Below are 17,168 nucleotides of genomic sequence, written 5' to 3'. Positions count from 1 at the left end.
GCTGTTCATCCAAGATGTCCGCCATCAGACTTCAGGAATTTCTCTTAAGCATGTAACATGTAGTCCATAAAGACAACAATGACCCGTAGGGGAATCGAACCCCTGTTACCTCCGTGAAAGGGAGGTGTCTTAACCGCTTGACCAACGGGCCGCATTTTATACACCAACTTGGCGACAAGAAAGAGTATATCAAATAGCAGAATGATTGACAATACTTATTTTAAAAAAATTCAAAACAAGTTGTTTACCGAAAAATAAAACGCATTTCCACTTACGAAAATTCACTTATTTCACGTTATTAGAAGCATAAAAAGAGATTACATTGCAAAATAACTTAATTTTACTTATAATCACTTACATAATACCGAAATCATTTTGAACACGAGGAGCATTGTATGTATCAAGAAGAGCGGATGCTAAAAATTGTGGATTACCTACAGCTTCACAAGCGTATTTCGGTGGATAATATTTGCGAATTTTTTAATGTATCACGAGATACGGCCCGCCGGGATTTAGTAAAGCTAGAGGAGCACCAGAAGATTATTCGAACTCGTGGCGGTGCACTTCTGCCCACACTGGATCATGAATTAACCAGAAACTATAAAGAGAGACTGCTCACTGTATCCGCAGAAAAGCAAATTATCGGTCAAATAGCTGCCAATATGGTTCGGGACGGGAATCGCATCATTCTCGACTCCTCCACCACTGTGCAGGCATGTGCCGAAAGACTCCAAGTACAAGAATGCTCGGTCATTACCAATTCGATCAATCAGGCTGATGTTCTTTCCGAAAAGGACGGCGTTTCCATTCATTTGCTCGGCGGACGCTTGCAAAAGGAGCACCGTTTTGTCTACGGCTCTTCCGCCATCGCAGCCCTGTCCCGCTATTTTGTAGACAAAGCTTTTGTTGGGATCGGGGGCATTTCTGTCCATGGGCTGAGCATTAATCATGAAGAGGACGGTATGCTCAAGCACCAAATGATGAAACAGGCCGACCAGGTGATCATTCTTGCGGATCATTCCAAATTTGGTAAAAACCTTCCTTACCGCTTTGCCGATTTATACGAGGTTGATGTCGTTATCACCGACCGCTTACCAGACCCGGCCATGCTGGATGTTTTTCGCCGTCATGATGTCGAAGTTATTGTTCCGTAAAGGAAGAAGTTACATGAGACATAGAGAATAAGATAGGAGATGGAGAAATGAAACTATTTGCGATTGATTTGGATGGAACGCTGCTAAACGAGGAAGCAAAAATAAGCAAGGTGAACGCAGACGCGATCCGCAAGGCACAGCTGCAAGGCATTCAGGTGACCATTGCCACGGGCAGAGCCGCTTATGATGCCTGGATCAAGCTGGAGGAAGCAGGACTTGTGGCTCCCGTCATCGGGGCAAACGGCGCAACCGTACACGATGCACAGCGTCGCCAGCTAACCTCTACGCCTATGGATCGGAGTGAAACGTTTGAAGTGCTGAGCTGGCTGCGCCAGAACGATTTTTATTATGAGGTCATGACAGACCGCGCCATTTATTCTCCACAAAACGGACATCAGCTGCTGGCTGTTGAAATGGATCGCCTGTTAAGTGCCAATCCAGATATTTCACTGAATACTTTGTTACATGCAGCCGAAAAACAATATGAACAGACCGGGCATACCCGTATCCCCTCGTATGAAGACATTCCGCTGGATGTAGAGATTTATAACGTGCTGTGCTTCTCCTTTGATCAAGACAAGCTAAACCGAGGTCGTGAGCGTTACCGGGATTTCCCCGGCCTGAACATGGTCATTTCCTCAGACCGTAACTTCGAAGTCGAGCATAAGGATGCTTCCAAAGGAAACGCACTGCGTTATCTGGCAGATTATCTGAGTATTCCCATGAAGGAAGCCGCAGCGGTAGGAGATAGCTATAACGATATTTCCATGTTAACGATGGTAGGTAAAGGCATCGCTATGGGCAATGCACATGACGACATTAAGGCCGTCTGCTCTGAAGTTACCCTGACCAATGTAGAGAATGGCGTAGCTCATACTCTTCTAAATATACTAGATCAACTTCCAAAGCCGACCTTGTAAACAAAAAAATTCACATGCTGTGCCACTTTTCAGATCATCGTTATTTTCAGAATCGAATATAGACAAAAAAAGACGCTCGCAAGCATCATCCGATGCATACAAGCGTCCTTTTTCTGACTTGAAAAACCAACGGAGAGAGAGGGATTCGAACCCTCGCACCGCTTTCGCAGCCTAACCCCTTAGCAGAGGGTCCCCTTATAGCCACTTGGGTACCTCTCCATGGCTCCCCGAACAGGACTCGAACCTGTGACAACTCGATTAACAGTCGAGTGCTCTACCAACTGAGCTATCAGGGAACATTGCTGTAAATGATCATACAGTACATTTAATTTACCATGATTCAGGGGGTGCCGTCAAGTGCCAGCAGACGAAGTTTACCTCCACATTTGCCGCAGCGGTAACGCTGGGGGTTCATTTTACGCTTCCGCAAGTATTCCTGACTACAGGAGGCGCACACCAGCTTGTAGCGATAAGGCAACGGCTTCCGTTCCGCTCTCCCCGGAAGAGTTTGGCAATGCCTGCTCCCTCCTACACGGGCCAACCATGCTTTGAAATCCGCATCTCGGTGCTGGTAGCCCATCCCGCGCAAATGCAAATGATAATGGCACAGCTCATGCTTAATAATTTTTTCCACCTCGGACCGCCCGTAGGCTGCAAGCTGATGCGGATTAATCTCAATATGATGGCTTTTCATAAAATATCGACCGCCTGTGGAAGACAGACGCGAATTAAAGCTGGCACGATGGCGGAACGGTACGCCAAAACTCTCCATTGAAATGTGCTCCACCCATTCCTGAAGCTCTTCATCGCTCATGGAATGGTTCATGGAATTGCTTATGGACTTGAACTCCATCCTTACCCAATCCCCTCCTTTGCTCCCATCCTGCCAAGCATATTACAAAATAGCGTCCAAAGTCTAACCCTCAATTCATAAGCCATCCAATTGATAAGCACACTTTAGGCCCCCCCCCCATATGCTAAACATACAGATGTAACGCAGAGGAGGAGATTGGCTTGCCTCAATGGCTCAGCAACCAGCTTATGCGGGCCTTTTACAAAAAGGACCGGCGCCAGATCAAACTGTTGAATGACTGTTGGTTTTTTTATCATAAAGCACCGGGTGTAGAGTTTGATGCCAACAATGGGTAGAAGTTCAGGGCAGTAAAAAATGAAAGCCGGAGTCTCCGAAGTGGTTCGGAAATTCCGGCTTTTGTTATACCCTAATAAGGCGGTTATACGGATTTGTAGAGTATTATGCCTGCGATTGCGCTTCTGCCGGAGCTTTCATCGTCAGACCAACTCTGCCTTTTTTCAAGTCTACATTCAACACCCACACGGTTACGTTATCACCAACGGATACGACATCCATCGGATGCTTGACGAAGCCGCTGCGTAGCTGCGAAATATGAACCAATCCGTCACTCTTGATGCCAATATCGACGAACGCACCGAAATCAATCACATTGCGGACGGTTCCCTGAAGCTCCATGCCCGGTGCCAGATCCTCGATCTTGAGCACATCCTTGCGGAATACAGGCAACGGCAACTCGTCACGCGGGTCGCGGCCCGGACGCTGGAGGCTGTCCAGAATATCCTTCAATGTCGGCACGCCAACTTCCAGCTTCGTGGCCAGTTCGTCAATGTTAGACACGTTCAGCGCTTCCGTCGCAGCCTTGGTGCCCAGATCGTGGGCGCTGATGCCCAGTTCAGCCAACAGGCGGTCTACGACAGCGTACGATTCAGGGTGAATCGGTGTGCGGTCCAGCGGATTTTCTCCACCCGGTATACGGATAAAGCCAACCGATTGCTCGTAGGTTTTCGCGCCAAGACGCGGTACCTTTTGCAACTGACGACGGTTGTTGAATTTGCCGTTTTCCTCACGGTATTTCACGATATTTTTGGCAATCGTCGCGTTAATGCCCGCTACATAGGACAGCAATGCCGAGGAAGCGGTATTCACATCCACACCGACATGGTTAACTGCCGATTCTACAACATCCTTCAAGCTTTCATCCAAATGCTTCTGTGACACATCATGCTGGTACTGGCCTACACCAATGGCCTTCGGCTCAATCTTGACCAACTCAGCCAGCGGGTCCTGCACACGACGTGCAATGGATGCCGCGCTGCGCTCAGCCACGTCCAGATCCGGGAACTCCTCCTGCGCCAGCTTGGAGGCGGAATAAACACTTGCGCCTGCCTCATTGACGATCAGGTACGCCAAGCTACTGTCACCAATGTCAGCAATAACTTCTGCCACGAATTGCTCTGTTTCACGCGAAGCCGTTCCGTTACCGATGACGATCAGCTCAATGCTGTATTGGGCGATAAGCTGCTTGAACTTCTCGGCAGCCTCACGCTTCTTGTTGTTCGGCGGTGTCGGGTACGTCACCGCCACTTCCAGCAGCTTGCCCGTATCATCTACAACCGCCAGCTTGCAGCCTGTCCGGTACGCCGGATCGACACCAAGTACACGGCGGCCCTTGATCGGAGCCTGTAACAGCAGGCTGCGCAAATTGCCAGCAAAGATAGAGATGGCCTGCTGCTCACCCTTCTCTGTCATTTCAGCGCGCACCTCACGCTCAATAGAGGGTGCGATGAGCCTTTTATATGCATCCTCAATGACGTTGCGCAGCAGCTCTTCCACGGCGGATGAGCCTTTAATCACTTGACCTGCGACGTAATTGTGAATCGGATCGGACGCTACCTCCAGTCCGACCTTGAGAATGCCTTCACGCTCTCCGCGATTAATCGCCAAAATACGATGAGGCGGCATTTTCTTAGCCAGCTCACGATAGCTGTAGTAGTTCTCGTAGACAGACTCTTGCTCTGCATCCTTCGCTTCGGAGGTCAACATGCCATGGTCTAGCGTATATCGACGTACCCATTGGCGAATAGCCGCGTCGTCGGCTATATTTTCCGCTAAAATGTCCAAGGCTCCTTGTATTGCCGCCTCAGCGCTGTCCACTCCCAGTTCTGCATTCACATAGGACTCAGCTTCTTTCAGAGCATCGCCCTGCTTCGGCTGATTCCAGATCCAGATGGACAGCGGCTCCAGTCCCCGTTCCTTCGCCACACTCGCGCGAGTTTTGCGCTTTTGCCGATATGGACGGTACAGGTCCTCCACTTCCTGAAGCTTAACCGCGGCAGTGATGGCAGCTTGAAGGTCTTCTGTCAGCTTGCCCTGCTCATCAATAATGCGAATGACCTCTACCTTGCGGTCCTCCAAATTACGTAAATACAGCACACGATCTTCAATTTCACGCAGCTGATTTTCATCCAGTTCCCCAGTCATTTCCTTACGGTATCGTGCGATAAAAGGAATCGTATTCCCTTCATCCAGCAAACTGATCGTCGTACGGATTTGCTTGAGTGCCAGCGACAGCTCTCTCGCCACTTGTTTGACAATCCGCTCCTGGCGTTCTGCTTCGTTCGGCTCCTGCCGGATTTCCGTCTTCGTTTCCTCGTTAGACAAAGCTATCCCTTCTTCCTTGCAACTCTTGTCTTACATCATATCTTTCATTATCACAAAAAAAGAATCAAAGCGCCAGCACGTAACGATGAAGCCAGGCCCAGCCTGCATTTTTCATCGGACACGCAAAAGGACAGCGCCCACGCGCTGCCCTTTTCCCGTTTCACTCGTCGTTCCAAAATGCTAAAAATCAATCAAGCCAAGACTGATTTGTAGCGAATCGCTCACTTTGCGCATGGTTTCTTCATCCAAATGGGTGATTTTGTCGGTAAGCCTTTGCTTGTCGATCGTCCGAATTTGCTCCAGAAGAACGACAGAATCGCGATCAAAGCCATGCGTTGCCGCGTCGATTTCCACGTGTGTGGGCAGCTTCGCCTTTTGAATCTGGGCGGTGATGGCTGCCACGATCACGGTGGGACTGAACCGGTTGCCGATATCATTTTGAATGATCAGCACAGGTCTGACGCCACCTTGCTCGGAACCGACTACGGGTGAAAGGTCTGCAAAAAAAACGTCGCCGCGCTTTACGATCAATATGGATTACACCCCGCTAACTGTACGGCCCAAGGTGCTGTTTGCATCTTCCTCCGCATGAAAGGCTTCGGAGGCCATGGTCAAGTTAATTTTAGCCATCTCCATATAACCACGCTGCATGGCTTCACGAATGTAACGTTTCTTACGTTCGCCCACATACAGCTTCATGGCCTGCCTGATAAATTCACTGCGGTTGGAATTTTCCATAGCTACGATCCCGTCCACTTCCTGCAAGAGATGATCCGGCAAACTGATCATTATTCTTTTGGTGTTCTGCAAATTGGCCAACTTCTCTTCCACCCCCAAAACCTTGTCGCCATTGTACCATTATAACGTTATTCCCGGTAATTTATTCAAACGGAATACAAGAGAATGTATATGATATTCGTATATCATCTATGCTGTATTCCATTATAAACTACGCAGTTCGTTTTCGTACAGGCGTTTGATCCCCGAAATACAAGTGTCAGCGGAGCCTGATGCGTCGTTTTGACAGTTACAGCGCTCTTTTCTTTCCTTTGTACATATTTCGGGACGTTCTGCGAAAACTCCTGCTTATATCCGGTAATTTGCGTTATGAAATTAATCCCAGCGGGTTGGAAGAAGCGAATTCACTCGAACGACAGGGATATCTCCCCGTGTATATACACGCGGCACCCTGTGTGCGATCATGCAGATCACCTCATAGTGGATGGTACCCAGCTTGGATGCCAGCTCATCCGCCGCAATCGTTTCGCCGGACTGCTGGCCGATGAGAACAACCTCTTCGCCGATTTGAATTTCTTCCGCATCCTCTGCGAAAGATTGTAAGGATACCATACACTGGTCCATGCAAATGGTGCCGAGCACCGGGACGCGGCGGCCGCGTATCAACACTTCGATGTTCCCACTCAGCATACGGGAGTATCCATCCGCGTAGCCAATCGGCAGTGTGCCAATCCGCTCTTCGTCGGAGGTCACGTAACGGGTGCCATAGCTAACCCCCCAGCCGGGAGGGAGCGTCTTGGTATAAACCACTGCCGTCTTCAATGACAATACAGGCAGTAGCTCAATGGCTTGGCGGTTAACCTCATCGGATGGATACAGGCCGTAGATACTGATGCCAATCCGCACCATATTGGGAGAAAGCGCAGGGGTATCAATGGTGGTCGCGCTGTTGCCCGTATGTATAATGGGAATGGTGATGCCTTGTTCCCTTAGCGCCTCCGCCACGCCCTGAAACCGATTATACTGTTGCAGTGTATAGCTTTTGTCTTCTTCATCCGCGCGGGCAAAATGGGTGTACATGCCTTCCAACAGCACTTGCTCCAACTGGTGAGTCTGCCGGACAAAAGCAACCGCCTCTTCTCCAGGCAGCAGGCCCAATCTTCCCATGCCGCTGTCTATTTTGATGTGCACCTTCAGCTTGCGTTCGCTTCCTTTACGGTCCAGTCTGCGAATACTCTCCAGCACTTCTTCACTGAACACGGTCAGTGTAATATCATGCTCCCAAGCCGTCTGCACAGCTTCGGGCAGGGTATAGCCGAGTACAAGGATAGGCAGTCTGATCCCCGCCTGCCGAAGCTCCAGAGCCTCGTCCAGAAAAGCGACGCTCAAGTAATCCGCACCAAGGCATTCCAATTCCTTGGATATTTCCACGGCACCGTGTCCGTAGGCATTAGCCTTGACACAAGCCAGCAGCAGCTTATCCACTGGTAGTGCCTTACGAAAAGCCTTATAGTTGGCGCCAAGGTGATCCAGGTTGATTTCGGCCCGGGTCGATCTGTATTGTGCTTGCAAAATCCAGTCACCTTCTTCAATTGTTAGCCTGTAACATAACCTTTTACCATTCGGAATGGACAAAGTCCTTACTTCCAAAGATTAATGGTAATGTTCTGAAACGTGGCTGTCAATGGCAGATGGCGTTTGCCAGCATCCTCCGCAAAGAATATGGCTCCCAAGCGAGAGGTGCACCCCCCAGACCTCGAATGAATAAAAGACGGATACGGACGGAAGCAGAGCAAAATACACTCTAAATCGTCTGCATCCGTCTATAAAGCTTTATTTACCCGATTGATCCTGTATAGAAGCGGCAATTTGTATCATTTCGCTCACAGGCAGGTCAGCACTGGTAATTCGGAACTCTATACCGTCATTCATCCAGGTCATCGTCTGCTGCTCGCTACCTGTCAGAACGGCGAAGCTTCCTCCAATATCGACCAGTTCACCCGCGGCCAGCGATACCGCCCGATCTTTCGGACGCGCCTCCACAATCGTATAGTTATACGTTCCACTATACCGGAGCATCACCGCATGTGTACCATTATCCTCCAGTTCCGGCGTATCCTTGATCTGTACCCCGGCCGGCGTATAGGACGGTTCAATCAAGCCGAACTCACCCATCACAGCTTCAGCAGCATCCGTGCCTGCCGATGTCCCTGTTGCTGCATCAGATGCGCCCGGAGTTTGCTGTTGCGCCTCTGTGTTGCCCGCTGTATCCGGCTTGGCCTCCGTATCCGTGCTGCCCGTCGCGTCCGCGCTATCCGGTTTTAACGTACCGCCTGCGGCAGCTCCATCCATGGACGCTTCTCCTGACGGCTGCTGTGCCTTCTCTCCTGCTGTTCCCTGCACTTGTCCTTGCTCGCCCGAGATTACGCCAGTCGTGCCATCAATCGTACCTGTAGGATCAAGCTGACCGCTGGAATCCACTGCTCCGGCTGAAGGCGTTCCTTCATTTCCCTTGCCTGTTTTTCCAGAAGCCATATTGCGTTCCATATCAAAAGAGTCCTTGTCGAACTTCGTATCAAACGCAAATTGATCGAATTTAAGATCCACAACTACCTTGGCGTTCGCATCAGATACCTGTACCTGAGTGGGTGCATAGTTATTTTTGGACAGCCATATTTTTTGCCTTACCAGCGCGTGGCTGTTGTAGTTTGCCGCTACATCGAATACATAAGATTTATCATCCGAAGCCAGTTGACGTGAAGCATCCCCGATAATACTGCGAACCAGCGTTTCATACAAATATACCTGGCCCTGGTTGTTCGGCCAATCGCTTTTAAAGCGGAAGCTCTTATTCAGACTGGGCGTCAATACGAATACACCCTCATCATTTCGCAACACGATCTGAGTAACATCCTTTTTCTCGTTCGTCATGGCAATTCGGTAATAGGAGGGCTTGCGGTAGGAAATGTCCACCTTGTACTCCTGCGGCGTGTCGCCGGTATGCAGCGTCATCAAAGCTGTACCGTGGTAGCTGTTCAGGTCACTCACCACGTCACTCAAATCTTTAACCACATCGTCCGCGCTCTTCTTGCCGCACCCGGCCAGCAGCAGCGTTACACACATGACCATGGCAAGCATCCATGAAATCCGGCGCATATCATCAACCCCTTCAGCACATGTTTTAAATGAATTAGTACATGTCTATGAAGGACTTGTTCGATTTATGCAGACTGGCATGACAAGCTTAAACGTATCTATTGCATTTCCTCCATCAACTCGATTACTTTTGTAATGATTAGCTCTTCTTCGTGACTAACCTTTTCTGTGGCCAACTGTGAAAGGTCTGCATGCTCTCCCACACATACGGAATGGCGGGCATGCTTGAACATTTCCACATCGTTGGCATCATTGCCAAATGCAATAAATTGCTGCGGTTCTATACCTAACTTTTGCAGGCCTGTCCATTTATTCACGCCTTTAGGACTGATATCTATAATATCTTCTTGCCCATGTCTATACGTAATGACGGGTAGCTGCTGAAGCTCTTCTAAGATTTGCTGCGTATGAAGGCTACGCAATATGACCACTTTTACAATCTCATTCAGCTCATCTAAATGTATATTTTGGGCTCGCTGCTCAGGGTCCACATTTCGCCGAATAGGATGCTCGCTATCTCCTGAATAAGCATAGTCCCAAACGCCATCGATTAAGTAATCTGCCTCGAATTCCCTGATTAACTTTATGATATTGTCAGCTGTGTGTGGGTCAAAATGAATGGTTGAAATGATTTTCCCATCCTTGGAAACAAACGCGCCATTCCCGCCAACCATTGGAAAATACTGCATATGAAGCGGCAACACAGGCAACAAATCACGGATCGGTCTAGCGGATGCAAAGATGATTTCATGGCCTTTTTTTACAAGCGCGTCCAGAGCCTGCACTATCGCTTCACTCAAAGGCTTGCCGTGAAAACAAATGGTTCCATCTAAATCAAAAACAAATTTCACTGTGATCAGCCTCCTCCTTTTTCCCTTATTCAAAACATTGTCATACAATCGCAGGTAGAAGCTGTTCAACAAGCCTCTTTTCTGTTTATCAACAAACGTTTCATTGAAACCAATCTAATGCAGAATCACAGATTTAATAATGAGCTATTAAGGCATCTCTCTTATAAGCTCCTGACCTGTACAACCGCTTCACGAATAAATCTATTAGCTTCTGTAGAAGAGCGTTTGGCCAGCTATCTATTAACAACACAACTTCAGAATGAGTTTGGAAAAGAAATTCATACACCGCATATACCTGAAATAGCTTCGCTGATTGGCACAACTGCCCGACATGTCAACCGTGTCATTCAAAAGCTATCTGACGACAACATCCTGCGTAAAGAACAGAAAAAAATCACGGTTTTGGATTGGGAGCGTTTGGACGAGCTGTCAAATGGACTGCGATATGAATAAAGGACTGACGGTCTTCCGCCAGTCCTTTATGTTGTGATGCTATAATACCTACATCAAGCCCTGAATACTCCCATCCGGCTCCAACGACATATGCTCGGCTGCCGGAGATTTGGGTAGACCGGGCATGGTCATTGTATTGCCCGTTTCCACGACCACAAAGCCTGCTCCTGCGGACAATGACACTCTGGACACGTGGATCGTGAAGCCCTCCGGTGCCCCTAGCAGAGACGGCTGATCTGAAAAAGAATACGGCGTTTTGGCCATGCATACAGGCAGTTGCCCGAAGCCAAGCTGCTCCATGCCGGACAAGGCCCGTTTAGCTGCTGGAGTATATACTACCTCTGCCGCACCATAAAGCTCCTTCGCAATGACACTAATTTTCTCTTGCAAATCAAGCGTATGATCATACAATGGTGCAAAATGAGCTTTGTCCTCTTGAAGCAGATGTAGCAGACTTTGGGCCAGCTTTTCTCCCCCTTGGCTTCCCTGTGCCCACACCTGCGATAGCTCTGCGGGTACACCCAGCTTGCCACACTCCGCGAAAATCAGTTCCAATTCGGCTTCGCTGTCTGTTACAAAATGGTTGATCGCTACCAGTACAGGCACGCCAAATTTTTGCAAATTCCGTACATGCCGATTCATATTGGCTAATCCAAGCTGTAATTGCTCCAGATTTTCCGCGTCCAGCTCATTTTTAGCTACACCACCGTTATATTTCAGCGCTTTGGCGGTTACAACCAACACAGCCGCATCCGGCTCCAAACCGGACTGACGGCATTTGATATCAAAAAACTTTTCCGCCCCCAGCTCAGCCCCGAATCCGGCCTCCGTCACGACAACCTCCCCTAGCTTCAATGCCAGCTTCGTACCGATCAGACTGCTGCATCCGTGCGCAATATTAGCAAAAGGACCACCATGCACAATGACGGGTGTTCCCTCCAGCGTTTGCACCAGATTCGGCTTTAACGCATCCCGAAGCAGCACAGCCATACCTTCCACTGCTTGCAAATCCTCCGCCGTTACCGTTTCGCCCGCTTCATTATATCCGATGACCATCCGGCCCAATCGTACTTTAAGGTCGTCAATATTCTCGCTCAGGCACAATACCGCCATCACTTCCGAGGCCGAGGTAATCAGAAATCCGCTCTCTCTCACTGCTCCATTACCTGTTCCCAAGCCGGTTACTATACTTCGCAAACTCCGGTCATTCATATCTACAGCCCGTTTCCACATGATTCGTTCCGGCTTCAAGCGCAAAGCATTGCCATGAAACAAATGATTGTCAATCATCGCTGCCAGCAAATTATGCGCAGCCGAAATCGCGTGAATATCGCCCGTAAAATGCAGGTTAATATCCTCGGCCGGAACAATCTGGGCCTTTCCTCCCCCGGTTGCTCCCCCTTTCATGCCAAAGCAGGGGCCAAGTGACGGCTCACGCAGCGCAGCTATGGTCTTGTGCCCCAACGCATTCAGCGCCTGCGACAGTCCAATGGTGGTTAGCGTTTTTCCTTCCCCCGCAGGAGTCGGATTCATTGCTGTGACCAGCACCAGCTTTCCGTTCGGACGGTCCTTCACCTGCTCCCATAGGGACGGATTCAGCTTCGCTTTAAATTTTCCATACGTCTCCAGATGCTCTTCTTCGATTCCTGCTTCTTTGGCTACTTCAATAATCCGCTTCATCCTTCGTTATGTACCTCCTGTTTTTAAGTCTGACCGATGGTGTCAAACACTGTATCGTTTTATTTTACCAAAGTGTGGCGCTTTTTGCGCTGTGATCCATTTCATCGCAAGCATTTCTGTTCTGTGAGTTGTAAAAAAAGAGCATCCCCCGCCCATATGGACTTTGGTAGATACCCTTTTGGCACGTCCTGTTTAACGACCAGTTCAGAAACTAACCGACAAAGTTGGCAGCATAATTTTCAGCAATAAATTCTGTAGAAATCAAGACAGCCTGGGATTTCTTCGTCGCAGGACCATAGCCTTGGGACAGCAGATCATTAATATGTAAGCGATTATAAATGAAGCAAAATACAAAGCTGGATTTCCAATCCCTCTAAACCTGGATCATTCCGCTTTTGTTTCTTAATTTAATCTTTAAGGATCTCAAGACTCTCGAACATTTTCTTGTTTATAATGCTTCTCCAAGGCCTCTTTAAAAGCATCAATAGGATACTGGTATTGTATCGATTTGAGGACAATTCGGTTATTCCATTGGTTTTTCTCCAGATCGATTCCATGCTCCATATCCAGTTCCTTCATGACGAAAATAATCTCATTCAGCGTCCCCACAACACTGCGATTATTGGTTGTAGCAGGCAGCATCTGCGAGCCTTCCTGTGTGTATGCCTCTACAATTTGCTCATCAAACCCCTCACTGATCATGAGTTCCTTCAGGGCTTGGACAAAAAGAGTTGGCAGGTTTTTGTACTGCGCCTTTTTGATTCCGAACAGTGTAACACTCAAGCGGGATGCATCATGCATAAACACAATATTTTTTTTCCGATTCAGCAAAAACAAATTAGCATGCCAACTATTCAAAGGCGGATAAATATCAACTTGAATTGGTTCTACTTCCCATTCCTTCAGCAGCTTTTGTGTTCCCCGTATGACAAACATCGTTGCTCTCCTTTATGACGGTCCTGTGCCGTAGCTCATGTTTCGATCATGTCCAAATCTCGGATAAGGCAAGTCCCGATAATCATAACATCGTATACCAAACATCAGATTGTAAACTCTTTCAGTATAATATAGGAAGACGGTGAATTTCCAGTAATTTGATTACATCTTATGCTGGGGATGGAGAAAAAAATCTACTTCAGTGCATTTAAGTTGAGAATATTTGCCCGTTTAAATTCGTTTGATATTTTTCATGGAAATCCTCTCCACTGCTCTATATAATTCAGGTACAGTTCGTCACACGAGCTTAATCTAAAAATTAGGGGTGTTCCACACCTATGAACCCACGCATACTTCTCATTGAAGACGATACAGCCATCGCCGAAATGCTGCACAAAGCGCTTACCAAAGAAGGCTACACATTAACCACCGCCTACGATGGGGAAGAAGGGCTTCTTGCCTTTGAACGTCATACCTACGATCTCGTGCTGGTGGATCTGATGATGCCCAAGCTGGATGGTATGGAGGTCATCCGCCGAATTCGTACCCATAGCGCTGTGCCGATTCTGATTATGTCTGCCAAGGATAGCGATGTGGATAAAGCGCTTGGACTAGGTTTCGGGGCAGATGATTATGTCGCCAAGCCTTTTTCGATGCTGGAAATGACGGCACGTATACAGTCAGCAATCCGCAGAGCCACTACCTATGCACGCCAGCAACAACAGGAGGAACAGCCGAAAGCACAAGTCCTGACCTACGGAAATCTGCGCATTGATTTTGATCATTTTATGGTCACCCGCAACGGAATCCAAATTCAGTTAACAGCCAAGGAATCTGATATTCTAAAGCTATTTGTAACTCATCCGAACCGTGTATTTACTAAAGCGCAATTATACGGGTTTATCTGGAAAGAGGATTATATGGGTGACGAAAACGTGATTAACGTCCATATTCGCCGCTTGCGTGAGAAAATCGAAGAAGACCCCTCCCACCCTGTTCATATTAAGACCTTATGGGGCATTGGCTACAAATGGGAGAACGGGTGATATGAACATCGAGAGCATTTCTGAATGGATCGTCGTCCTCATCCTGTCCGTCGTTATTGTATGGCTCTGGCGGGAGCGTGTGGCCCAAAAGCGCAAAATAAAGGCTATCCGAAACGCACTGGAACGAATTGTAACTGTTAATCATGCGGAAAAGCTGCTATATGTCACGGGTGACACTGAGTTGCAACGTCTCATGACGGAAATTAACCGTTTGCTGGACTTGAATTTGAGAGTGTCTGTGGATTACAACCGAAGCCAAATCGCCATGCGCAAAATGATTTCAAACATTTCCCACGATCTCAAGACCCCGCTGACGGTGGTGCTCGGGTATGCCGAGATGCTGGATGCCGATCCGCATATTTTGCCGGAAGAACGTGCAAAGCTGCTATCCAGGATTCATCAGAAGACGAGCGAAGCAATTGAGCTGATCGGAGGCTTTTTTAGCTTGGCGAAGCTGGAGGCTAATGATACGGACATTCCGTTGACCCGGCTGGAGGTGGGAGAGCTGTGCAGACGCAGCATTTTGGAGTTTTATGATCTGCTGACCGCGCAGGGGTTTGCTGTGCATATTGATATCCCGGAGCACCCCATTCATGCCTTGGGGAACGAAGGAGCGATTGGGCGGGTGCTGAACAATCTGATCTCGAATGCGATTCGCTACGGTGCCGATGGTCGGACACTGGGACTGACTCTAACGGAACAGCAGGACACGGTGCGTATAGAGGTATGGGACCGGGGGCAAGGCATACAGGAGCCTGAGCAGGACAAGGTTTTTGAACGTATGTACACGCTTGAGGATTCCCGCAATAAGGCGATACAGGGTAGCGGACTGGGTCTTACGATTGCCAAACGTCTGGTTGAGACGATGAACGGAGAGATTCATTTGAGCAGCATACCTTATGAGCGGACAGTCTTCTCTTTTACATTGAAAAAAATCAACTATTAATGAACTCAGCATTATGCAAAATGCTCAACTTAATAAATTTGTAAGAATCGGGAAAGAAAAATGAACATTTCGCCCTTTATGCTTGAATTATCAACAGTATACGAAGGGAGAACACCCATGACTTACATATTAAGGACGCATCAACTGACCAAAGCACTGAAGGGCAACGAAATTGTAACGGGGGTCAGCATGAATGTGCGTCAGGGGGAAACTTATGGCTTTCTCGGTCCTAATGGGGCGGGGAAGACGACGATTATGAAAATGATTACGAACCTGCTCAAGCCCACCTCAGGTGAGATTGAATTGTTCGGTGAAAAATTAACGCCAAAGTCATACCACCTGCTCGGACGGATGGGCTCGATTATTGAATATCCGATTTTTTATGACAGGCTGACCGCCCGACAAAATCTCGAACTTCATTGTGAATACATGGGCTATTATAACAAGCAGGCTGTTCGGGATGCACTGGAGCTGGTCAACCTGCGAAACGCAGATGACAAGCCGGTAAAGGATTTTTCACTGGGGATGAAGCAGCGTCTCGGGATCGCCCGAGCGATTGCGACCAAGCCGGAGCTGCTGATTTTGGACGAACCCATTAATGGGCTGGACCCAGTGGGGATCAAGGAAATCCGCCAATTGTTCCACATGCTATGCAAGGAATATGGTATGACGATCCTTGTATCCAGCCACATTTTAGTGGAAATTGAGCAAATTGCCGATACGGTGGGTGTGATTAATCACGGTCGACTGATTGAGGAAGTGTCGATGGAACAGGTGCGGGAAACCAATACAGAATACATCGAATTTACGACCAATGACTGCAAAAAAGCGGCCTACGTCCTCTCCCATCACCTGAATCTGACAAATATCCGGGTGCTGAATGATCAACATATACGCATTTACGATACCAGTGTACCGCAGAAGCAAATTACGAGAACGCTCATTTTAAATGAGGTAGAGGTGGATTCCATCCACCAAAAAAACAGTACGCTGGAAGACTACTTTGTGCGGCTGTTACATGGAGGTGAACGCCATGCTTAAACTGATGCAATTGGAGCTGAAAAAGTTTAATTTGGGGGGATATATCCGTTCGGCGTTGATCGCCAACGCATGTATTTTGGGCCTATTCATCATTATTGCGCTGGACAGCCAAAGTGAAGGGGTGCCCGAATTTACACGGTACGCTGAGCTTTTGGACCTCCTGGACTATATGGTCAGAGCCACATTTATTATTTTTGCCTCCGTCCTGCTGTGCCGCTTTATTGTGAGCGAATTTAAGTCCAAGTCGATTAATATCTTGTTCATGTACCCGATTGACCGCAAAAAGCTGATGGTCGCCAAACTCTTGGTCGTGTTGCTGTTTACGTTCCTGTCCATTATTTTATCGGAAATCATCATTACGGCAGCCATTCATCTATTAAATCAGTTCGTCGTTATTGTACCGGATAAGCTTAGCCTCGCCATACTAGGACAACAATCAGTGCGGACACTGATCAATGCGGTTGCAGCAAGCTTTATGGGGCTGGTTCCGCTGTACATGGGAATGCGAAAATACTCAGTACCCACCACAATTGTGACCTCGATCCTGATCGTAGCCCTGCTTTTCTCGAATAATAATGGTGCTACACTCGGCTCCTTTGCGCTTGTGCAGATCGGCTTTGCCGTGCTGGGAATGCTTGTAGCTTATGCGGCCATCCACCGCATCGAATATAAGGATATTACCTCGTAATATGTAATTTTGTAAAACGCTTTCAAGAAATATATGAAAAACCTTGCTCGATGTACACATATTTTTCACTGGACTTCATTCTAA

17 protein-coding genes and 3 tRNA genes are annotated in these 17,168 nt (G+C 48.1%); 8 read left to right on the top strand and 12 right to left on the bottom strand.

The window, feature by feature from the left end:
• Positions 1-79: 79 nt before the first annotated feature.
• A tRNA-Glu gene (locus C1I60_RS12590) sits at positions 80-151 on the bottom strand.
• Positions 152-395: 244 nt separating this feature from the next.
• On the opposite strand from C1I60_RS12590, the gene C1I60_RS12585 reads away from it, so the two are divergent.
• Positions 396-1,154 (top strand): DeoR/GlpR family DNA-binding transcription regulator, encoded by a 759-nt coding sequence (locus C1I60_RS12585; RefSeq protein ID WP_137062007.1) that lies wholly within the window; start codon positions 396-398, stop codon positions 1,152-1,154.
• Between the two features lie 47 nt (positions 1,155-1,201).
• Positions 1,202-2,074: a Cof-type HAD-IIB family hydrolase gene (locus tag C1I60_RS12580; protein WP_137062006.1), complete on the top strand. Its 873-nt coding sequence runs from the start codon at positions 1,202-1,204 to the stop codon at positions 2,072-2,074.
• 130 nt (positions 2,075-2,204) lie between these two features.
• Here C1I60_RS12580 and C1I60_RS12575 read toward each other — a convergent pair.
• From C1I60_RS12575 to C1I60_RS12565, 3 genes are all read right to left on the bottom strand, one after another.
• Positions 2,205-2,293 (bottom strand) — tRNA-Ser (locus C1I60_RS12575).
• Between the two features lies 1 nt (position 2,294).
• Positions 2,295-2,370 (bottom strand) — tRNA-Asn (locus C1I60_RS12570).
• A gap of 44 nt (positions 2,371-2,414) precedes the next feature.
• Positions 2,415-2,927, bottom strand: coding sequence for a SprT family protein (locus C1I60_RS12565; protein ID WP_137062005.1), 513 nt, complete (start codon positions 2,925-2,927; stop codon positions 2,415-2,417).
• A 161-nt stretch (positions 2,928-3,088) separates the two neighbouring features.
• On the opposite strand from C1I60_RS12565, the gene cmpA reads away from it, so the two are divergent.
• The gene (gene cmpA / locus C1I60_RS12560; RefSeq protein ID WP_007429337.1) at positions 3,089-3,223 is read left to right on the top strand and encodes a cortex morphogenetic protein CmpA; all 135 of its coding nucleotides are present in this window, start codon (positions 3,089-3,091) and stop codon (positions 3,221-3,223) included.
• Positions 3,224-3,326: 103 nt separating this feature from the next.
• Here the strand turns inward: cmpA and C1I60_RS12555 are convergent, their stop codons facing one another.
• The 6 genes from C1I60_RS12555 to C1I60_RS12530 all read right to left on the bottom strand — a co-directional run bounded on the left by C1I60_RS12555 (position 3,327) and on the right by C1I60_RS12530 (position 10,294).
• Entirely contained in the window at positions 3,327-5,549 is a 2,223-nt protein-coding gene (locus C1I60_RS12555) for a Tex family protein (RefSeq protein WP_137062004.1), read from the bottom strand.
• A 180-nt stretch (positions 5,550-5,729) separates the two neighbouring features.
• Positions 5,730-6,080, bottom strand: coding sequence for a type II toxin-antitoxin system PemK/MazF family toxin (locus C1I60_RS12550; protein ID WP_007429335.1), 351 nt, complete (start codon positions 6,078-6,080; stop codon positions 5,730-5,732).
• A gap of 6 nt (positions 6,081-6,086) precedes the next feature.
• On the bottom strand, positions 6,087-6,368 hold the full coding sequence (locus C1I60_RS12545; protein ID WP_007429334.1) for a CopG family ribbon-helix-helix protein: 282 nt from the start codon (positions 6,366-6,368) through the stop codon (positions 6,087-6,089).
• A 294-nt stretch (positions 6,369-6,662) separates the two neighbouring features.
• A complete protein-coding gene (gene alr / locus C1I60_RS12540; RefSeq protein ID WP_137062265.1) occupies positions 6,663-7,859 on the bottom strand; it encodes an alanine racemase in 1,197 nt (398 codons plus the stop codon).
• A gap of 261 nt (positions 7,860-8,120) precedes the next feature.
• Complete coding sequence (locus C1I60_RS12535) at positions 8,121-9,443, bottom strand: outer membrane lipoprotein-sorting protein (protein WP_137062003.1); 1,323 nt, start codon at positions 9,441-9,443, stop codon at positions 8,121-8,123.
• 98 nt (positions 9,444-9,541) lie between these two features.
• Positions 9,542-10,294 carry an HAD-IIB family hydrolase gene (locus C1I60_RS12530; RefSeq protein WP_137062002.1) on the bottom strand — a complete coding sequence of 251 codons (753 nt, stop codon included), beginning with the start codon at positions 10,292-10,294 and terminating at the stop codon, positions 9,542-9,544.
• Between the two features lie 117 nt (positions 10,295-10,411).
• Between C1I60_RS12530 and C1I60_RS12525 the strand changes: the two genes are divergently transcribed.
• Positions 10,412-10,747: a Crp/Fnr family transcriptional regulator gene (locus C1I60_RS12525; RefSeq protein WP_137062001.1), complete on the top strand. Its 336-nt coding sequence runs from the start codon at positions 10,412-10,414 to the stop codon at positions 10,745-10,747.
• 48 nt (positions 10,748-10,795) lie between these two features.
• On the opposite strand, the gene C1I60_RS12520 is transcribed toward C1I60_RS12525, so the two are convergent.
• Both C1I60_RS12520 and C1I60_RS12515 read right to left on the bottom strand, forming a co-directional pair.
• Positions 10,796-12,427 (bottom strand): formate--tetrahydrofolate ligase, encoded by a 1,632-nt coding sequence (locus C1I60_RS12520; RefSeq protein WP_137062000.1) that lies wholly within the window; start codon positions 12,425-12,427, stop codon positions 10,796-10,798.
• 423 nt (positions 12,428-12,850) lie between these two features.
• Positions 12,851-13,363: a DUF6933 domain-containing protein gene (locus tag C1I60_RS12515; RefSeq protein ID WP_137061999.1), complete on the bottom strand. Its 513-nt coding sequence runs from the start codon at positions 13,361-13,363 to the stop codon at positions 12,851-12,853.
• A 338-nt stretch (positions 13,364-13,701) separates the two neighbouring features.
• Between C1I60_RS12515 and C1I60_RS12510 the strand changes: the two genes are divergently transcribed.
• From C1I60_RS12510 to C1I60_RS12495, 4 genes are all read left to right on the top strand, one after another.
• Positions 13,702-14,409 (top strand): response regulator transcription factor, encoded by a 708-nt coding sequence (locus C1I60_RS12510; RefSeq protein WP_137061998.1) that lies wholly within the window; start codon positions 13,702-13,704, stop codon positions 14,407-14,409.
• A 1-nt stretch (position 14,410) separates the two neighbouring features.
• Positions 14,411-15,355 (top strand): sensor histidine kinase, encoded by a 945-nt coding sequence (locus C1I60_RS12505; RefSeq protein WP_137061997.1) that lies wholly within the window; start codon positions 14,411-14,413, stop codon positions 15,353-15,355.
• Positions 15,356-15,472: 117 nt separating this feature from the next.
• Positions 15,473-16,396, top strand: a complete 924-nt coding sequence (locus tag C1I60_RS12500; RefSeq protein ID WP_137061996.1) for an ABC transporter ATP-binding protein — start codon at positions 15,473-15,475, stop codon at positions 16,394-16,396.
• Positions 16,389-17,084 (top strand): ABC transporter permease, encoded by a 696-nt coding sequence (locus C1I60_RS12495; protein WP_137061995.1) that lies wholly within the window; start codon positions 16,389-16,391, stop codon positions 17,082-17,084. The genes C1I60_RS12500 and C1I60_RS12495 overlap by 8 nt, the downstream gene beginning before the upstream one ends.
• Positions 17,085-17,168: the final 84 nt, after the last annotated feature.

It is taken from the genome of Paenibacillus terrae (assembly GCF_005217525.1).
Classification (GTDB): domain Bacteria; phylum Bacillota; class Bacilli; order Paenibacillales; family Paenibacillaceae; genus Paenibacillus; species Paenibacillus terrae_C.
The sequence above is the reverse complement of the archived record's forward strand: the minus strand, read 5'-3'. Positions and strand labels throughout refer to the sequence as shown.

Coding starts and splice junctions, on each gene's coding strand:
- C1I60_RS12525 (WP_137062001.1), top strand. CDS start 10,412: ATGCAGAATCACAGATTTAATAATGAGCTATTAAGGCATCTCTCTTAT.
- C1I60_RS12580 (WP_137062006.1), top strand. CDS start 1,202: ATGAAACTATTTGCGATTGATTTGGATGGAACGCTGCTAAACGAGGAA.
- C1I60_RS12515 (WP_137061999.1), bottom strand. CDS start 13,363: ATGTTTGTCATACGGGGAACACAAAAGCTGCTGAAGGAATGGGAAGTA.
- C1I60_RS12495 (WP_137061995.1), top strand. CDS start 16,389: ATGCTTAAACTGATGCAATTGGAGCTGAAAAAGTTTAATTTGGGGGGA.
- C1I60_RS12565 (WP_137062005.1), bottom strand. CDS start 2,927: ATGGAGTTCAAGTCCATAAGCAATTCCATGAACCATTCCATGAGCGAT.
- C1I60_RS12535 (WP_137062003.1), bottom strand. CDS start 9,443: ATGCGCCGGATTTCATGGATGCTTGCCATGGTCATGTGTGTAACGCTG.
- C1I60_RS12500 (WP_137061996.1), top strand. CDS start 15,473: ATGACTTACATATTAAGGACGCATCAACTGACCAAAGCACTGAAGGGC.
- C1I60_RS12520 (WP_137062000.1), bottom strand. CDS start 12,427: ATGAAGCGGATTATTGAAGTAGCCAAAGAAGCAGGAATCGAAGAAGAG.
- C1I60_RS12510 (WP_137061998.1), top strand. CDS start 13,702: ATGAACCCACGCATACTTCTCATTGAAGACGATACAGCCATCGCCGAA.
- C1I60_RS12505 (WP_137061997.1), top strand. CDS start 14,411: ATGAACATCGAGAGCATTTCTGAATGGATCGTCGTCCTCATCCTGTCC.
- C1I60_RS12585 (WP_137062007.1), top strand. CDS start 396: ATGTATCAAGAAGAGCGGATGCTAAAAATTGTGGATTACCTACAGCTT.